This is a genomic window from Bradyrhizobium roseum (assembly GCF_030413175.1).
GTDB classification, from domain to species: domain Bacteria; phylum Pseudomonadota; class Alphaproteobacteria; order Rhizobiales; family Xanthobacteraceae; genus Bradyrhizobium; species Bradyrhizobium roseum.
Genome location: NZ_CP129212.1, coordinates 6,150,284 through 6,165,325, shown reverse-complemented (window position 1 = coordinate 6,165,325; position 15,042 = coordinate 6,150,284). Strand labels below are relative to the sequence as shown.

The window sequence follows — 15,042 nt, the reverse complement described above, 5'->3', positions numbered from 1 at the left end:
TATCTTGCGGAAATCTTCGTGGTTGCTTTCACTTAGATCAATCGTCGCGGTGCGCGCGTCGCAAGATCACAAGTCGCATTCATCAGCGATGGCAAGGGAAGGCCTGCTTGCCTGCCGCGTTGCGCGTGCGACCCGTCGCACTTTGGTCGGAATTTTTTCGTCACAACGATGGCTCGATCAGCGCGCATGTTGGAGTTTGTGATGAACAATACAGTTACCGCCGGCCCGCCTGTCCGTAGCCGATTGGCGCTGATCGTTGCGGGTGTCTTCGCATTGTTCGGTTTGTTTTCAGTCGCAGCACCTGCGCAAGCCGGCTACTACGACTCTTCCTATCCGTGTTCCTATCGTTGCGGCTATCCGGCCTACCGCTATTACCCGCCGTATCGCCCGGTCTACCGCCACCGATGTCATTCGTGCGGGCCGCGCCTGGTTTACGAGCGCCGTTACATCGAACGCCAATATGTCGAGCGGCGCTATGGGTATGGCGGCTATCGCCGCCACTACGGTTATTCTCCGTACGGCTATCGCCGCCATTACGGCTATCCGCGCTATGGAGCTTATCGAAACTATTCGAGGCCGTACGGTTACGGCGGTGTCGGGCGTCGCTGGTCATTGCCGTATGCCGACGGATACGACAGGTCGGGATATGGATATGATGATCGGCCGCGACCGCCGGTGCCGATCTCGAACGAGAGCGACTACTACTAGGTCGCAAGCATTCCCGGAGATTGAAAGAGGAAGCCCGGTCGAGAGACCGGGCTTTTGCTGTTACCGCGTGCCCGCTAGCATGATGTAAGCGCCGACGGCGAACCAGAAGGCATAGTTGCTCACGACCGGTATCTCGATGAAAACGCTGATAACCGCGAAGATGATCACAATGAGCGAAGCAACAAAGCCAAAGTTCACTGCGGATATCTCCCCGGACTACGACAAATGCTCGAGATCTTGCCAAATGATCACGCGGCAAGGGTGCAAGATCCTGTCGCACGCTCAAGGCCACGGCTCCGCCCGACACGCGCAACGCGGATGTCTTTCATCGTGGCGATGGAGTGAATTGGAATCACTGCCATCAGACCGGACGCCCGCTGCGTTCGCGTAAGCCCGCTTCGCGAATTTTTCAGGGCATTAGTTGGAGCGTTTCAAGGCCGGACTGCGTTTTTGCGCGTTCGGCCGGGCGTGACGATGCCACAACGCGCGGTGCGGAGCTTTTTCCCGCGTCTGCCGCGACCTCGGCAGACGCGCCGCGCTCCGCTTGACCGAGCAATGATGTGATTCCGCCGCTGGTTCGTCGCATATCCGGCATTGTTGTGGCGGGCGGCGATTGGATGAGTTCGCTGCGATGGGCGATTCGAAACAAGGTAAACGATTCGCACCTGTCGCAAACTATTGGCCGTGCAGGTAGTTTGCGATCTCGCAGTGAGTCGCCATCGCGCGCGCAGATTTCACACGCACTTTAGCCAAGAAAACACCCCGATTCAGCGGCTCTATCCACAGGGCACGATTCGGTGGAGTTCGTCATGCGTAGCCATGCGGTTATCATAGCAGCGACGCTGGCATGGTTCATCAGCATCGAACGCGCCGACGCAAAGCTCGACATCCTCGTCGACAAGGCGACGCAGCGGATGTTCGTCATTCAGGACGGATACATTCGCTTCATGTGGCCCGTATCCACCGGCCGCGAAGCCACGCAAACCCCGAACGGAATCTTCGCGCCGCAGCGGCTTGAGCGCAACTGGTCCTCCACCGCGTATTACGATTCGCCGATGCCGTTCTCGATCTTCTTCCACAAGGGCTACGCGATCCATGGCAGCTACGCGATCGATCGGCTGGGAGGGCCTGCATCGCACGGATGCGTGCGCTTGCACCCCCATCACGCCGCCATCCTGTTCGACCTCGTGCAACTCGAAGGTCCGAACCGGACGACCATCGAAGTCACCGACCAGGGCCGCCCCATGGAGCCGCCATTGCCGCGGCGAGAGGTCGCTGCGGGACCGGGCATGAACCCGCCGCCGCCCATGAATCCGCCCCCGCTTCTGAGCCCGCCGCCGCAGAGGAGAGTGCGTTATCCGCTCACCGCTGACGAGATGCCAAATCTGGCGCCTGCACAGCCTCCTGTACAGCGCACGCGGCTGAGCGCTGCGAACAATGCGTTGCCGGCCAGGCCTCCGGCGCCGCCGCAGGCGGATCGTCGATTAATCGCGGATGCCAGGCCGCCCGCCAATCCGCCGCGCGCGCCCAGAGCGCCAAGCGATGCCGAAATGACGATCGGTGCCGCGCGGTCGAACGAATCGTACGAGCCTCGTCCCAGAACGAGGCCCGCCGAAGGACCGAAGATCGCGGAACGATCGAATCCAGAACCAGCGGCGGCGAATTCCGGCATCAAGGTTCTGCCTGCATCCTGCTGGACGGGTGGGGCTTCCCGATGGAAGTGGTGGGCGTCGGGCAATCCATGCAGATAATTTGCCGGAGGTCACAGAGTCTGACGTCTGTGAGATCAGCTGCGGCGGTCGCTGCGTAAGTCGACCGGCTCCTGGAAGCCGCGCATCACAAGGTGGTCGGCGCGCACTTCAAAACCGTCGAGCCGATCGAGAAAGCTCATGCCGAGCAGATTGGTCTTCATCTGGCCGCGCGGCACCACCAGCGCCTGCACGGAGCGTTCGACCAGTTTTCCGATCGCCATCCGGTCGAGCCATAGCCGCGCCGCCTTGGTCTGGCCACTCGCGGTTTGGACATCCACGTTGTATTCGAGCAGTTCCAGCGGCAGGCCAAGCGCCTTTGCGGTTTCGTACGTCAGGACGACGGAGGTCGCCCCGGTATCGACCACCATCGGTGCGGCAATCCCGTTGATCTTGGCCTGCACGGCGAAGTCCCCGTTCGAGCCGCGCCGGATCTGCACGGTGTGGACCGGCTCGGGGTGGCGCGAAACATCCGAAGCCGTGCCGTTGGTATACGTAAGCCGCTTCGGACTCTTGGGTGCAACAACGGCGACGATGGCGAGCAGGGACAGCAGAATCAGCAAGCGTTTCATGGTTCGACGTCTCCTCGACTTTCCAAGGCTGCCATGAGGGGATCAACATTTGATCAACGCGCGGCGGCGGTCGCAAAAAAAGTGGAATTCGCGTGAAGAAAATTCAGCCGCCGCCGCGTGCGGCGCGTTGGCGCAGCAGCTTGACGAACGCATCCGCGGGCGGCGAGAGCGCGTCGCCGATAGATTTAGTCACAGCGGCGGATTTCCGGATCGCGCAGCTCGATCAAGCGCAAGCTGTCGGAGAGTTACGGAGCATAGCATGTAGTTCGAAAGGAATAGCGCGGCGTAGCCGCTCAGGTAGAGCGGGCAGCGGCAGGACCACGTAGATTGCCCGCGCAAAAGCAGGAGCCAACGTTGCGGACATTTAACATGAGGATCCATACGAGAGAAGTTTTAGAGGGGTATACCAAAGGTTTCCAACCGGACGCAGCGACCAGCTTGCCGAGAAAGTTGCCTATGACAACTAGAGAAGAGCAATGGTTAGTGCTTCACAACGAGTTGCTGAATGCTTTGTCCCGCTTTGGAGAAAACAGTCCATCAGATCCGCAGGGCGACTATTGGCTGGTTGATGATGATTGGGGTGGCCATTATCACAAGGTTTGTGTTGCGCATCCACGGTTTTGGTCGAATGAAGTCGAACAACAGGTTCGCGCAGTTCTTGCCAGTTCATTTAAGGATTGGGGAGTTTATGTTGTATTTGAAGATGGTTCGGGCAGACCCGGCTTGATCATATATGGTGATCGCACTGTAACTGAGAGGTGATCTGCTGCCGGTTTTATGGACACCAAGATTGGGTGTTTTATCAAGCCGGAGGTGGTCGGTAGCGCAAACGGGCCGCGACCTTGGCGTCGACGTCATCTGCCTTCTTGAGCGTCTTCATGGAGCTCTCAGCTTTCGCTGTCGAAGGGGGTACGCGACCGCGCCCACCTCGTCAGCCGACGCAGCAGCTCATGCTGCTCGCGGCTGGCGGAACGTCGAGCGCCGGGTTCTCGCCGAAGAATCCGGTCGGGTGCAGCGCGAACCCTGCGGTGATCACAGGCTGTACTGGGAAATCCTCAGGCCGGGGAATATGGTGCAGCCCAAAGCTGTGCCAGACCACGAGATCGGTATCGACCAGCGGGCGATCCGCGGCGGTCCAGGCCGGCAAGCCGTCGCCGCCGCTGCTCTGGTTGGGATAGCGGCCGGCGGCAAAGATCTCGTCCGGATGATAGGCGGTTACCCATAGCTGCCGCATCATGAAGGTCGCGCGCCGCGCCACCATCGATTGCGGGTCGGAGAAGGTCGGCACCGGACTGAGCGGCAGCAGCTTGTAGGCGGTCGGACGGCCGAGCCCGTTGCGGGCTTCGGCGCTTTCGATTTTCCAGTACCTAGCCGCGTTGAAATCGACGTTGCGCTGCGCGTTCTGCTCGGTTTCGAGAACGGTCTCGCGAATGGTGAAGGCATTGCCGTGCGGATTCTCCGGTCCGACCGGCAGCGCCACGGTATCGACCTCGACGACGCGGTTGCGTTCGCCGTCGACCGCCATGTCGAGCCGCATGTTGAAGATATGCTGGTGATAATGCGCGTAGACGCCGGGCGACACCACGGTGCCGTAATGCGGCTGCTCGCCCGGCCGCAAGCCGGCCGTATTCAGGATGCCCGTCGCCTTCATCTCAAAATGAATCGAACCGTCCTGATGGAAATACCAGAACGCGCCATATTCGTAATTGCCGACGGTCGAGATCGACGACACCACCAGGCGTCGGGCGCGCCGCACGTCGACTTCACCCGTGAACAGATCGGTATGCTTCCAGAGGATCCCAAAATCCTCCTCGTGCAGGCACACCGCGCTCTCGATGCAATAGGGATCGCCCTTGCTGTCGGCCAGCCACGCGTCGAAATATTTGATGGCGCCGAGGCAGTCGCAGCCCAGCGTCAGCGAGTTCGCCAGCACGCCGATGCCGTATTCGCCGACATCGAAGGCGTTCTTGCGAAAGTGCCCGCCGCCGGGATGCCCGTAAGGCACGACCATTTCCGACAGCGCCGCGCGGTGCATCACCGGCCGCAGCCGGCCGTCATCCTCGTAGCCGACGGTGTGCAGCACCAGCCCCTCGCGCGCGTTGAAGCCGACGCGAAACCGCCATTTCTGCCAGCGAACCTCGTTGCCTTCGACGACGAAACTCGGGCCGGCCGGCTGCACGATCTCCAGCGGCTTGACGTCATCGCGAAACGTGCTGCGATAGCGCGCCGCGTAGTTGCGGTTCTGCATCGGCACCTCGGCCGCGCCATAATCGTCGACGCGCAGAACTTCCGCCCGGTCGAGATCGATCACGGCGCACAGCCCCTCGATCGGATGGGCGTAGCCGTTGTCGTTTGTCTCGCTGCGGTACCAGCAGAACGTATGCGATAGCCGGCGGCCTTCCTCGTCCGGCAGCCCGTAATTTCCCGCCGACCACGGATCGACCTGAACCTTGTCAATATCGGTGATGCCGCGTTTGGCCAGCGCCGCCTGAAACCGCGGATCGGCGCGGGCCACTTCTCCCACCAGCATGATGTCGTCGATCAGGATGCGCGGCCGCACGCTCGGCACATGCCGCCAGTCGACCACCCGGTCCGCGACGAGGTCGACCCGGGCTTCAAAGACCTTGCCATTGGTCCGGTCGAAGGCGCACACGAAAGCCTCGCGCGCAAACGCCTCTCCAGGCTTTGCGCCGTGCACGACGCGCTTGTCCGGTTCGTGCAGGCTGATGGTTTCGAACATCATGCCCGCCCCGAGATCGTGGGTCATGCGCACGATGGCCGCCGCGCGACGGATCTCGTCCGGCGTCAACGGGTCCAGCGGATGCGTCGGCAAAGCAACGGCGCCGGCCTTTGCAACGGAATCCTGCATGATGGTCCTCTCAACGTCCGCTTTGAAATATACCGATCAAGCGCCTTCCGGTGCCGATGCAGGCGGATATTCGAGGTAATCCGATGGATCGGCAAGGTAAATTTCTGCGCTCCCCGCGAGCGGCCTTGCACGGGAGAATGCCTATTTATGTCTCAGCATAAGCGTAGCCATGCGACACCGCGGACGGCGTGACGAAACCGCCTGCGCGTTGTCTCGGCCGCAGCGAATTCAAGTCGAGATAGCGCCACAGTTCGTGTAGACAGCTGCACCGATCCAAATCCGGAGCGAACCGATTCCCCAACTCATTTTCGGCCTGGTCTTTCTCCTGGTCCTGACCCGCTTCATCTGGCCGCTGGAGCTGCCGCTTTCGATCAAGGTTGCGGTGGCGGCGCTCGTGCTGGTCGCACTGCAGTTTCATCGCTGGAACAAGCTTTCGTCAGGCTCGATCTTCTCGCCGGAGTTTCCGCGTCCGGTGGTCATCCTCTTCAACTGGGCGTTCGGCACGGTCGTCCTGCTGGCGTTGCTGCAACTGGCGCTCGACGTCGGACTGCTGTTCGCAGCGCTGATTCATGGCGGCATCGTGGGCGCTCCCGACGGCGTTCGCTATGGATTGGCCGCGTTTGCCATGCTGGCCGCCGCCATTGGCGTCCAACAGGCCATCCGCGTGCCCCCGCTCAGGGAGATCGAGGTCGGCATCAGCGGGCTGCCGCGACAATTCGATGGTTACACCATCTTGCAACTCACCGATCTCCACATCAGCCGGCTGTTTCCCCAATCATGGGCGCGCGCCGTCGTCGAGCGATCCAACAGGCTCGCCGTAGACCTGATCGCGATTACGGGCGATCTGATCGACGGCACGCCTGAAGCGCGGCGGGCCGACGTCGAGCCGCTGCAAGACCTGCAGGCGACCGACGGCGTCCACGTGATATCCGGCAATCACGAGTATATTTTCGGCTACGGCATATGGATGGCGCGCTATGCTGCGTTGGGCCTGCGGTCGCTTGAGAACACGCATATCGTGCTCGATCGCGACGGCGCAAAGCTCGTCATCGCCGGGATCACCGACCGCGCGTCGCGCCACAACGGACATCCCGTCCGGGACCTCGCGGCGATTCTCGAAGCTGCGCCCAATGGCGCCCCCGTCATCCTGCTCGATCACCAGCCGAGCGACGCGCGGCACGCCGCAAAACTCGGCGTGGCGCTGCAACTGTCCGGACATACGCACGGCGGATTGATCCGGGGGATTGACCGCCTGGCCGCGCGCGCCAATGCGGGCTACGTTTCCGGCCGTTACGACGTGGGCGGGATGACGCTGTATGTCAACAACGGCACCGCGCTGTGGCCCGGTTTCGCGCTGCGGCTCGGCCGCCCCTCCGAATTGACGCGCATCACGCTGCGCCGGGCCGATGGCGGGTGAGTTCGAAATCGCGCGCTCGGTCTTCGCTTGCGCGTTGCAGCGGTGCTCAAGCTGCTGTGCGAGCGCCGAAAGGAAAGGAGAGCCCCGTCACCGCAATCTTCTTGTCTCGTTGAAGGGGGCAGTGCAGCCCTGGACTGCCACCGCAATAAATTGCTCTTGCCGCTTTTTTGAACGTGCGCACAAACGTATTTCAGATACAATTGCGGCGGGCTGGAAGAAACGCGTGAGCAGCGGAGGTTCTTCTATGGCTACGCACATCATCATGGATCATTCAGGCGACACCCGTCATCATTTCGATGTCCGGGACCAGAAAGCGCTGGCTGACGCCGAACGCCGCTTCAAGGCGTTGACGGGAGCCGGATTCACGGCCGCGACGCGGCAGGCCAACGGCGGTATTTCCCTGGTGCGATCCTTCGATCCGGCCGCGGAAGAGACGGTTTTCTATCCGCGTCTCGTTGGCGGCTGATGTCGTCATGGCCTTTTGGCGGACTGCGGCGGGCTTGAATGCAGCTGCCGTGCGGCACATTGCCAACATGGTGCGGGCCGCACGAGCCCGCCGGCGTGCGCGGTTTGAGGACCGCGAAGCCCGCGGCATGACGCTGTTGCGCGAATGGCTGTCACCGCAGCAGCGGTGGCAGCTCGAGGCCCACAACCATTTTGAGGTCACCGGATGCAACAGCGGGTCCCGGTATCGCATCCAGTACGGCGTCAGCACGAATGTCGTCGAGCTGGATGCGGATGGCCGGCCGCGTCTGGGCTGGTGTTTCATACCTGAGGGCAATCTCGTCGCAGGGGACGTCATGCTCGCGCAGAAGATTGCCCTGGAAACCAACGAGCGCGATGCCCTGGCGATCGCCAAGCAGTTTGTGGTGCCCCCGCGCCGACCCGACTTTCCGCATTGCGCCGGCGGTGCGTTGCATTGATTGGCGGCCGAATTCGATCACGAGATCGCCGCGCTTGTCGCGTGCGGATACGCTGTCGGCGTCCTTCGGGCCTCGATATTCGCCGCATTGCCGGGGGCTGCAAGTCTGGCGTTTGGGCGGCGGTCAAAATCAATGAAGCGCGATACGCCACCCCAAACAAAGCAAATACCTGACGCGCTCGAAACCTCCCGATAGCAGCGAAGCAGATCTGGTCAAGGAAATTCGCCTGCGCCAGAACATTCGGCAGAAGCGCAAGCATCACCTGGCTGGTCTAGGTCGGCGCGCGGCTTACCCATTGACGCCGGCAAATTGGCATAAGACATAGGATGCCCAAGAGATTTTGATCAAGGCTCGAGCGACTGGAAACCAGGCCATGGATGTCTACCATTTCAAGAATTTCGAAATGCTTGATCCCGAGGCCGGGGAATTGCGCGGCGGCCATGAACTGGTGGTCGAAGGCGACACGATCCGGGAAATCTCGGCGAAACCGATCAAGCTTGCAACCGCCAGCGTGATCGACTGCGGCGGACGCACGCTGATGCCCGGCCTGATCGACAGCCATGTCCATGTCGTGCTGTCCGAGGTCGTGATCCGCAATATGGAAAACGTACCATTGACGCTGATGACGGCGCGCGCCGCCCATCTGATGCACAAGATGCTCGACCGCGGCTTCACCAGCGTGCGGGACACCGGGGGCGCGGATTGGGGCTTGAAGGAGGCGACCGAGAAGGGGCTGTTGCCGGGGCCGCGGCTGTTCATCGCCGGCCGCGCCATCGGCCCCACGGGCGGCCACAGCGACGGCCGCCGCCGCACCGATTTTGGTTCACGCTGTCAATGCTGCAACGCTCTGACGTTCTCCATGGGCGTCGCGGATGGCATCACCCAGGTCCGTCGCGCGGTACGCGAGGAAATGCGCCAGGGTTGCGACCAGGTCAAGATCATGATGTCCGGCGGCGTCGCCTCGCCCTACGATCCGCTCGACAGCCTGCAATTCTCGGTCGGCGAAGTGGAGGCCGCGGTGCAGGAAGCGCACGCCTTTGGCCGCTATGTCTGTGCACACGCCTACACGCCGGAGGCGATCACGCGCGCGGCCAATGCCGGCGTTCGCACCATCGAGCACGGCAATCTGATCGACGATGCCTCGGCCAGGCTGATGGCCGAGAAAGGCATGTTCCTGGTCGCCAACCTCGTGACCTATTTCGAGATGAAAAAGCACGCCGCAGAGTACGGCATGAATTCGGACATGCTGGCCAAAAACGACCTCGTGATCGATGGTGCCCTGAAGTCGCTCGAAATCTGCAAGCGCCACGGCGTCCCGGTCGCCTACGGCACCGATCTGCTCGGCGAGTTGCAGGTGGCCCAATCGGAGGAGTTTTCGCTGCGCGCGCAGGTGCTGTCGCCGGCCGAGATTATCCGTTCTGCCACCACGATCGGGGCCCAGGTCACACGCATGGAGGGCAAGATCGGTTGCCTGAAACCGGGTGCCTTCGCCGATCTGCTCGTGGTCGACGGCGACCCGCTGAAGAACCTGAAGCTGTTGGCAGACCAGGGCCAGCACCTTTCGATCATCATGAAGGGCGGGCGCTTTCACAAGAACCGGCTGCAGTGAGCTCAGATGTCCCAACAAATCCTGTTCAAGAATTTCGAATTGCTCGAACCTGCGTTTGGCGAGCTCCGTGGCGGCTACCAGTTGCTGGTCGAGGGCGACACCATCAAGGAACTCAGCGATAGACCGATCAAGGCGACCGAGGCCGATGCCATCGACTGCGGCAAGCGCACATTGATGCCGGGGTTGATCGACTGCCACGTCCATGCCATCCACAGCGAGGTCAATGTCCGCTTCATGGAGGCGTTGCCGCTGACGCTGGTCACCGCGCGCGCGGCGACGCGATTGCGCGCCATGCTCGACCGCGGCTTCACCACCGTGCGGGACACCGGCGGCGCCGATTGGGGCATCAAGACCGCGATCGAAACCGGCCATATCACGGGTCCGCGGCTTTATATCGCCGGCCAGTCGATCGGCCCCACCGGTGGGCATTCGGATTCACGCCGGCGCACCAATCGCTTCGGCAGCAACAATGAATGCGCCTGCTGCAACGGGCTGCAATTCAAGTCCGCGGTCGCCGATGGCGTTGACGAAGTCCGCAAATCCGCCCGTGAGCAGATGCGCCAGGGTGCCGACCATGTGAAGATCATGATGTCCGGCGGCGTCGCTTCACCTTACGATCCGCTTGATAGCCAGCAATTCTCGGATGGCGAAGTCAGTGCGGCGGTGGAGGAGGCGACCGCCTTCGGCCGCTACGTCTGCGCCCACGCCTATTCCGCCGACTCCATCAGCCGCGCCGCGCGCCTTGGCGTCCGCACCATCGAGCACGGCAACCTGATCGATGATGCCTCCGCCCAACTGATGGCCGAAAAGGGCATGTTCCTGGTGGCCAACCTCGTCACCTATTACGCCATGAAGGATCGGGCCAAGCAGTTCGGCATGATCGGCGAAAGCCTCGCCAAGAACGAGGTCGTGCTGCAGGGCGGGCTGAAATCGCTGGAGATCTGCAAGCGCCACAACATCCCGGTCGCCTATGGCAGCGACCTGCTGGGCGAGCTGCATTGGGACCAGTCCAAGGAGTTCACCATCCGCCAGGAGGTGGTCTCGCCGATCGAGATCATCCGCTCGGCGACCACGATCGGCGCCGATGTGCTGCGCATGCCGGGCAAGGTGGGTACATTGCAGGCAGGCGCCTTTTCCGACGCCATCCTGGTCGACGGCAATCCGCTGAAAGACCTTGCGCTGCTTGGCGATCAGGGCAAGCATCTCTCCCTGATCATGAAGGCAGGAATCTTGCATAAAAACCGGTTGAACTGAAAGACCCGGTTGCATTCATCGCAGCCACTCATCGAGAGGCAATTTTGGAAGGGCGATCTTGGAGTGGGGATCTTGACCGTCGTACCCCGATGGACCGCGTCACGCGCGGTCGGGCGGCTGGCGCTCGGCACGGCGGCTGGCGTGTCACTTGCATATATTCTGTTGCCGATGTTCTTCGTGGTCTGGCTGGCGTTCTTCGCCCAGGAGATCCCGTCATTCCCTCCGGAAGGTTACTCGCTGAAATGGTTTCGCGCCGTTCCCGGCAACGACAGGTTCGTCAAGGGATTTCTCCTCAGCCTACAGGTTGCATTGATCGCGACGTCGATCGGGCTTGTCATCGGCGTTCCAGCCGCGGTTTGCCTGGTGCGCGGGCGTTTTGCCGGGCGCGAGGCGGTGAATAATTTGCTGCTGCTGCCGCTGATCGTGCCGGGCATCGTGCTCGGCATCGCGCTCTATGTCTTTCATGTCGAAACCGAGATCGCGACCGGATGGCCGATCCTCGGCTCACTTGGCGGTCTCGTTGCCGGCCACGTCCTGATCGCGATCCCCTGGACGGTTCGTCTGATCACCGCGAGCCTCGTCGGGATGGACCGTACCGTCGAGGAGGCCGCGCAAAGCCTGGGCGCCGATCGCCTGACCACGTTCCGGCGCGTCACGCTGCCCGCCATTTTGCCGGGCATCGTCGCGGCCGCGCTGTTCGGCTTCATCGCCTCGTTCGGTAATCTGGAAATGAGCCTGTTCCTGGTCGGTCCCGGTCGGACAACGCTGCCGATCGCAATCCTGCAATATCTCGAATGGAAGATCGACCCGACCATCGCGGCGGTTTCGGTTCTACAGATCCTGTTTATCGGCGGGGCGATGCTGCTGACCGATCGCTTCGTCAAGATCGGCCGCGTGGTCTAATCATGGCGCATTTGCAATTAACCGGCGTCACCAAGCGCTATGGTGAGTTCAAGGCCGCCGATGACGTTTCGCTCGACATTGCCGATGGCGAATTCCTTGTCCTGCTAGGCCCCTCCGGCTGCGGCAAGACCACGACCTTGCGCATCGTGGCCGGCTTCATCGAGCCGACCTCCGGCAGCGTCCGCCTGGGCGACCGCGATATCACGGGGCTTCCGCCATGGAAGCGCAACACCGGTGTCGTGTTCCAGAGCTATGCACTGTTTCCACACATGACCGTGGCCGAGAACGTCGCGTTCGGCCTCGAGATGCGCAAGGTGCCGAAGGCGGAGATGGCGCCGAAGATCACGGAGGCCTTGCGCCTGGTACGGCTGGATCATCTCAGCGACCGGCTGCCGCGACAATTGTCCGGTGGCCAGCAGCAACGGGTGGCGCTGGCCCGTGCGCTGGTGTTCCGGCCCGATGTGCTGCTGCTCGATGAGCCCTTGTCCAATCTCGACGCCAAGCTGCGCCAGGACGTTCGCGTTGAAATCCGCGAATTGCAGCGCAAGCTCGGCCTGACCACCGTGATGGTGACCCACGACCAGGAGGAGGCATTGACCATGGCAGACCGCCTCGTCGTCATGAGCGAGGGCCGGATTCGCCAGATCGGGTCGCAGCAGGATCTCTACGAACGCCCCGCGGAAAAATTCGTCGCCGATTTCGTCGGCCGCTCCAGCTTCATCGATGGCCGCATGGATGGCCCCGGGCGCTTCGTCTCGTCCGGCGGCCTCGTCGTCGCCTGCGAGGGAAGCGGCACCGGCGAAGCCTCGCTCGCGCTGCGCCCGGAACGTCTGGCGCTGATGTCGACTGCCGCCCCTGCCATGGACAACAGCTTTCCAGGCACCGTGGAGTTCATCTCCTATCTCGGATCCCAGGTGGATCTGCACGTCCGCCTGTCGCCAAAGGAACGCGTCATCGTGCAGATCCAGAACCGGCCTGAACAGCCGCTGCCGGTGATCGGCGAACTGGTCCGTGTCGACTGGAGCAAATCGACAGGCCGCGTATTTCAATCATAACATCTCCCAACCGTCACCCGGAGGCATCCACCATGACCCGATCGAAATCCCGCCGCGAAGTCCTGCTCGGTGCCGCAGCCCTGGCCGGCGCCGCCAGCCTGCCACGCGTTGCGTCGGCGCAGGCCAAAGGCCGCATCGTCGTCGGCACCTGGGGCGGCGATTATGCCCGGCTGCTCAACAAGAACGTCGAAGCGCCGCTGTTGATCAAGGACGGCTGGGAGGTGGTGCAGGACCAGGCTGGCGACCCCGAGCGCCGCTCGAAGATTCTCGCCGAGATGCGGCTGCCGCGCGGCACGACCGATGTGCAGGGTCTTTCGGCCATCAACATGTTCCAGATGCACGACGCCGGCAGCGTGCTGCCGATCGACTACGGCAAGCTCAAGAATGCCGGCAATCTGCTGCCGGCGATGAAATATCCCTACGGCGTCGGTCATATCTACTCGGGCAAGGTCGGCGTCTACAATCCGAAGCTCATCACAACCGCGCCGGTCAGTTACAAGGACGTGTTCGATCCCAGGCACGGCAACAAGGTTGGCATCATCGACATCCAGTATCAGTACACGATGGTGTGCGCGGCGCTCGCCGCTGGCGGCAAGGTCGATGATCTCGAGCCCGGCAAGAAACTGCTGCTGGAATGCAAGAAGGCCGGCATGCGGATTTATCCGACCAACGAGGCGTTTGCCCAGGGTCTGAAGTCGGAGGAATTCGGCCTCGGGGTGATGTGGAAAGCCCGCGTCGTACAATGGCAGAACGCGGGTATTTCGGTGATGGCGATGACTCCGACCGAAGGTGCACTGGCCTATGTCTCGGGCTTCGTCATCCCGAAAAATTCGCCCAACAAGGAAGGTGCCTACGCCTACCTCGACGCCATGCTGGACAAGAGCGCGCAGGAAGCCTTCGCCGTCGACATGGGTTACAATCCCACGGTCAGCAACGCCGTGGTCGCGCCTGATCTCAACAAGCGCATCGGGTTCACCCCCGACGAGATCAAGAAGCTGGTCGATCTCGACTACAACTATCTCAACAAGAACGACGTCGCGCTCAAGGAATGGTGGGACAAGGAATTGAAGGGTTGAGCGGGCACTAGCGAAGCAGCCGATGGCCGCCGCCGCTCAAACGCACTTCCAGTCCGACGAGAGACCAGCGTCGTTGCTTTCCGCAACGACGCTGGTCGGGCCGGCGACGGTATTCGTCGCCGCCGGGCTTTTGGCGCCGTTGGCGATCCTGTTCCGCTACAGTTTCGACAAGGTCGACGCGCGGCGTATCATGATCGAGACATTCTCGTTCGACAATTACGTCAAGTTTTTCTCCGATCCCTATTACACCGGCGTGCTGGCAACGACATTGCGGGTGGCCGCGCTTTGCACCGTCGTCTGTCTCGCCATGGGTTTGCCGCTCGCCTATGTGCTGGCGCGCACCCAGTCGCGGTACAAGAACGTGCTGATCATGCTGGTGGTGCTGCCGCTGTTCGTCGGCAATGCGGTGCGCGCGGCCGGATGGATGACGCTGTTCGGCTCCAAGGGCTTTCTCAACGTCACCCTCATGCAGCTCGGAATCATCACCCAGCCGCTGCAGATCATGTTTACCGAGGGCGCGGTCATTGCCGGCATCATTGCCGTCAATCTGCCCTACATGGTGCTGACGTTGCAGAGTGTGATCGAGGGCATCAACCGCAATGTCGAGGAAGCCGCCTTCAGCCTTGGCGCCGGGCCGGCGACGATGTTTCGCCGCGTGCTGCTGCCGCTGTCGCTGCCGGGCATCCTTGCCGGCACCATTCTGACCTTCATCCTCGGCATGAACGCCTACGCGACGCCGGTGCTGCTCGGCGGCCCCAAGTTCAAGATGATGGGGCCGCTGGTGTACGGACAGTTTCAGCTCAACAACTGGCCGTTCGGCGCCTCCGTCGCGTTCGTCCTGATGACGGCAACCCTGACGTTGACGGCGACGGCAAACATTCTGATACAGCGCCGGTTCCGGCGATGAC

General features: G+C 62.0%; 14 protein-coding genes. 12 read left to right on the top strand and 2 right to left on the bottom strand.

The genetic code is table 11. From position 1 onward, the window contains the following. Positions 1 to 201: 201 nt before the first annotated feature. Positions 202 to 708 carry a hypothetical protein gene (locus tag QUH67_RS29120; RefSeq protein ID WP_300942944.1) on the top strand — a complete coding sequence of 169 codons (507 nt, stop codon included), beginning with the start codon at positions 202 to 204 and terminating at the stop codon, positions 706 to 708. Positions 709 to 1,517: 809 nt separating this feature from the next. Next, positions 1,518 to 2,459 (top strand): L,D-transpeptidase, encoded by a 942-nt coding sequence (locus QUH67_RS29115; RefSeq protein WP_300942943.1) that lies wholly within the window; start codon positions 1,518 to 1,520, stop codon positions 2,457 to 2,459. A 35-nt stretch (positions 2,460 to 2,494) separates the two neighbouring features. On the opposite strand, the gene QUH67_RS29110 is transcribed toward QUH67_RS29115, so the two are convergent. After that, the gene (locus QUH67_RS29110) at positions 2,495 to 3,028 is read right to left on the bottom strand and encodes a TIGR02281 family clan AA aspartic protease (protein WP_300942942.1); all 534 of its coding nucleotides are present in this window, start codon (positions 3,026 to 3,028) and stop codon (positions 2,495 to 2,497) included. 369 nt (positions 3,029 to 3,397) lie between these two features. Between QUH67_RS29110 and QUH67_RS29105 the strand changes: the two genes are divergently transcribed. Then, on the top strand, positions 3,398 to 3,790 hold the full coding sequence (locus QUH67_RS29105) for a hypothetical protein (protein ID WP_300942941.1): 393 nt from the start codon (positions 3,398 to 3,400) through the stop codon (positions 3,788 to 3,790). Positions 3,791 to 3,959: 169 nt separating this feature from the next. Here the strand turns inward: QUH67_RS29105 and QUH67_RS29100 are convergent, their stop codons facing one another. Further along, on the bottom strand, positions 3,960 to 5,897 hold the full coding sequence (locus QUH67_RS29100) for a primary-amine oxidase (protein WP_300942940.1): 1,938 nt from the start codon (positions 5,895 to 5,897) through the stop codon (positions 3,960 to 3,962). A gap of 292 nt (positions 5,898 to 6,189) precedes the next feature. Here QUH67_RS29100 and QUH67_RS29095 point away from each other — a divergent pair, with 292 nt between their 5' ends. From QUH67_RS29095 to QUH67_RS29055, 9 genes are all read left to right on the top strand, one after another. Continuing rightward, positions 6,190 to 7,314 carry a metallophosphoesterase gene (locus QUH67_RS29095; RefSeq protein WP_300948210.1) on the top strand — a complete coding sequence of 375 codons (1,125 nt, stop codon included), beginning with the start codon at positions 6,190 to 6,192 and terminating at the stop codon, positions 7,312 to 7,314. 244 nt (positions 7,315 to 7,558) lie between these two features. Continuing rightward, positions 7,559 to 7,780 carry a hypothetical protein gene (locus QUH67_RS29090; protein WP_300942939.1) on the top strand — a complete coding sequence of 74 codons (222 nt, stop codon included), beginning with the start codon at positions 7,559 to 7,561 and terminating at the stop codon, positions 7,778 to 7,780. 67 nt (positions 7,781 to 7,847) lie between these two features. Further along, complete coding sequence (locus QUH67_RS29085) at positions 7,848 to 8,237, top strand: hypothetical protein (protein ID WP_300948209.1); 390 nt, start codon at positions 7,848 to 7,850, stop codon at positions 8,235 to 8,237. 373 nt (positions 8,238 to 8,610) lie between these two features. Then, positions 8,611 to 9,846 carry a metal-dependent hydrolase family protein gene (locus QUH67_RS29080; RefSeq protein ID WP_300942938.1) on the top strand — a complete coding sequence of 412 codons (1,236 nt, stop codon included), beginning with the start codon at positions 8,611 to 8,613 and terminating at the stop codon, positions 9,844 to 9,846. A gap of 6 nt (positions 9,847 to 9,852) precedes the next feature. Beyond that, a complete protein-coding gene (locus tag QUH67_RS29075; protein WP_300942937.1) occupies positions 9,853 to 11,100 on the top strand; it encodes a metal-dependent hydrolase family protein in 1,248 nt (415 codons plus the stop codon). Between the two features lie 63 nt (positions 11,101 to 11,163). Continuing rightward, positions 11,164 to 12,003 (top strand): ABC transporter permease, encoded by an 840-nt coding sequence (locus tag QUH67_RS29070; protein ID WP_407080363.1) that lies wholly within the window; start codon positions 11,164 to 11,166, stop codon positions 12,001 to 12,003. A gap of 2 nt (positions 12,004 to 12,005) precedes the next feature. Further along, entirely contained in the window at positions 12,006 to 13,058 is a 1,053-nt protein-coding gene (locus tag QUH67_RS29065; protein WP_300942935.1) for an ABC transporter ATP-binding protein, read from the top strand. 32 nt (positions 13,059 to 13,090) lie between these two features. Further along, on the top strand, positions 13,091 to 14,134 hold the full coding sequence (locus QUH67_RS29060) for an ABC transporter substrate-binding protein (protein WP_300942934.1): 1,044 nt from the start codon (positions 13,091 to 13,093) through the stop codon (positions 14,132 to 14,134). A 22-nt stretch (positions 14,135 to 14,156) separates the two neighbouring features. Further along, positions 14,157 to 15,041: an ABC transporter permease gene (locus QUH67_RS29055; RefSeq protein WP_300942933.1), complete on the top strand. Its 885-nt coding sequence runs from the start codon at positions 14,157 to 14,159 to the stop codon at positions 15,039 to 15,041. The last annotated feature ends 1 nt before the right edge of the window (position 15,042 follow it).

Excerpts from the sequence above, each read along its gene's own strand:
- QUH67_RS29120 (WP_300942944.1), top strand. The coding sequence starts at position 202 with ATGAACAATACAGTTACCGCCGGCCCGCCTGTCCGTAGCCGATTGGCG.
- QUH67_RS29060 (WP_300942934.1), top strand. The coding sequence starts at position 13,091 with ATGACCCGATCGAAATCCCGCCGCGAAGTCCTGCTCGGTGCCGCAGCC.
- QUH67_RS29075 (WP_300942937.1), top strand. The coding sequence starts at position 9,853 with ATGTCCCAACAAATCCTGTTCAAGAATTTCGAATTGCTCGAACCTGCG.
- QUH67_RS29105 (WP_300942941.1), top strand. The coding sequence starts at position 3,398 with ATGAGGATCCATACGAGAGAAGTTTTAGAGGGGTATACCAAAGGTTTC.
- QUH67_RS29080 (WP_300942938.1), top strand. The coding sequence starts at position 8,611 with ATGGATGTCTACCATTTCAAGAATTTCGAAATGCTTGATCCCGAGGCC.
- QUH67_RS29065 (WP_300942935.1), top strand. The coding sequence starts at position 12,006 with ATGGCGCATTTGCAATTAACCGGCGTCACCAAGCGCTATGGTGAGTTC.
- QUH67_RS29055 (WP_300942933.1), top strand. The coding sequence starts at position 14,157 with ATGGCCGCCGCCGCTCAAACGCACTTCCAGTCCGACGAGAGACCAGCG.
- QUH67_RS29115 (WP_300942943.1), top strand. The coding sequence starts at position 1,518 with ATGCGTAGCCATGCGGTTATCATAGCAGCGACGCTGGCATGGTTCATC.
- QUH67_RS29085 (WP_300948209.1), top strand. The coding sequence starts at position 7,848 with ATGGTGCGGGCCGCACGAGCCCGCCGGCGTGCGCGGTTTGAGGACCGC.
- QUH67_RS29110 (WP_300942942.1), bottom strand. The coding sequence starts at position 3,028 with ATGAAACGCTTGCTGATTCTGCTGTCCCTGCTCGCCATCGTCGCCGTT.
- QUH67_RS29100 (WP_300942940.1), bottom strand. The coding sequence starts at position 5,897 with ATGCAGGATTCCGTTGCAAAGGCCGGCGCCGTTGCTTTGCCGACGCAT.
- QUH67_RS29090 (WP_300942939.1), top strand. The coding sequence starts at position 7,559 with ATGGCTACGCACATCATCATGGATCATTCAGGCGACACCCGTCATCAT.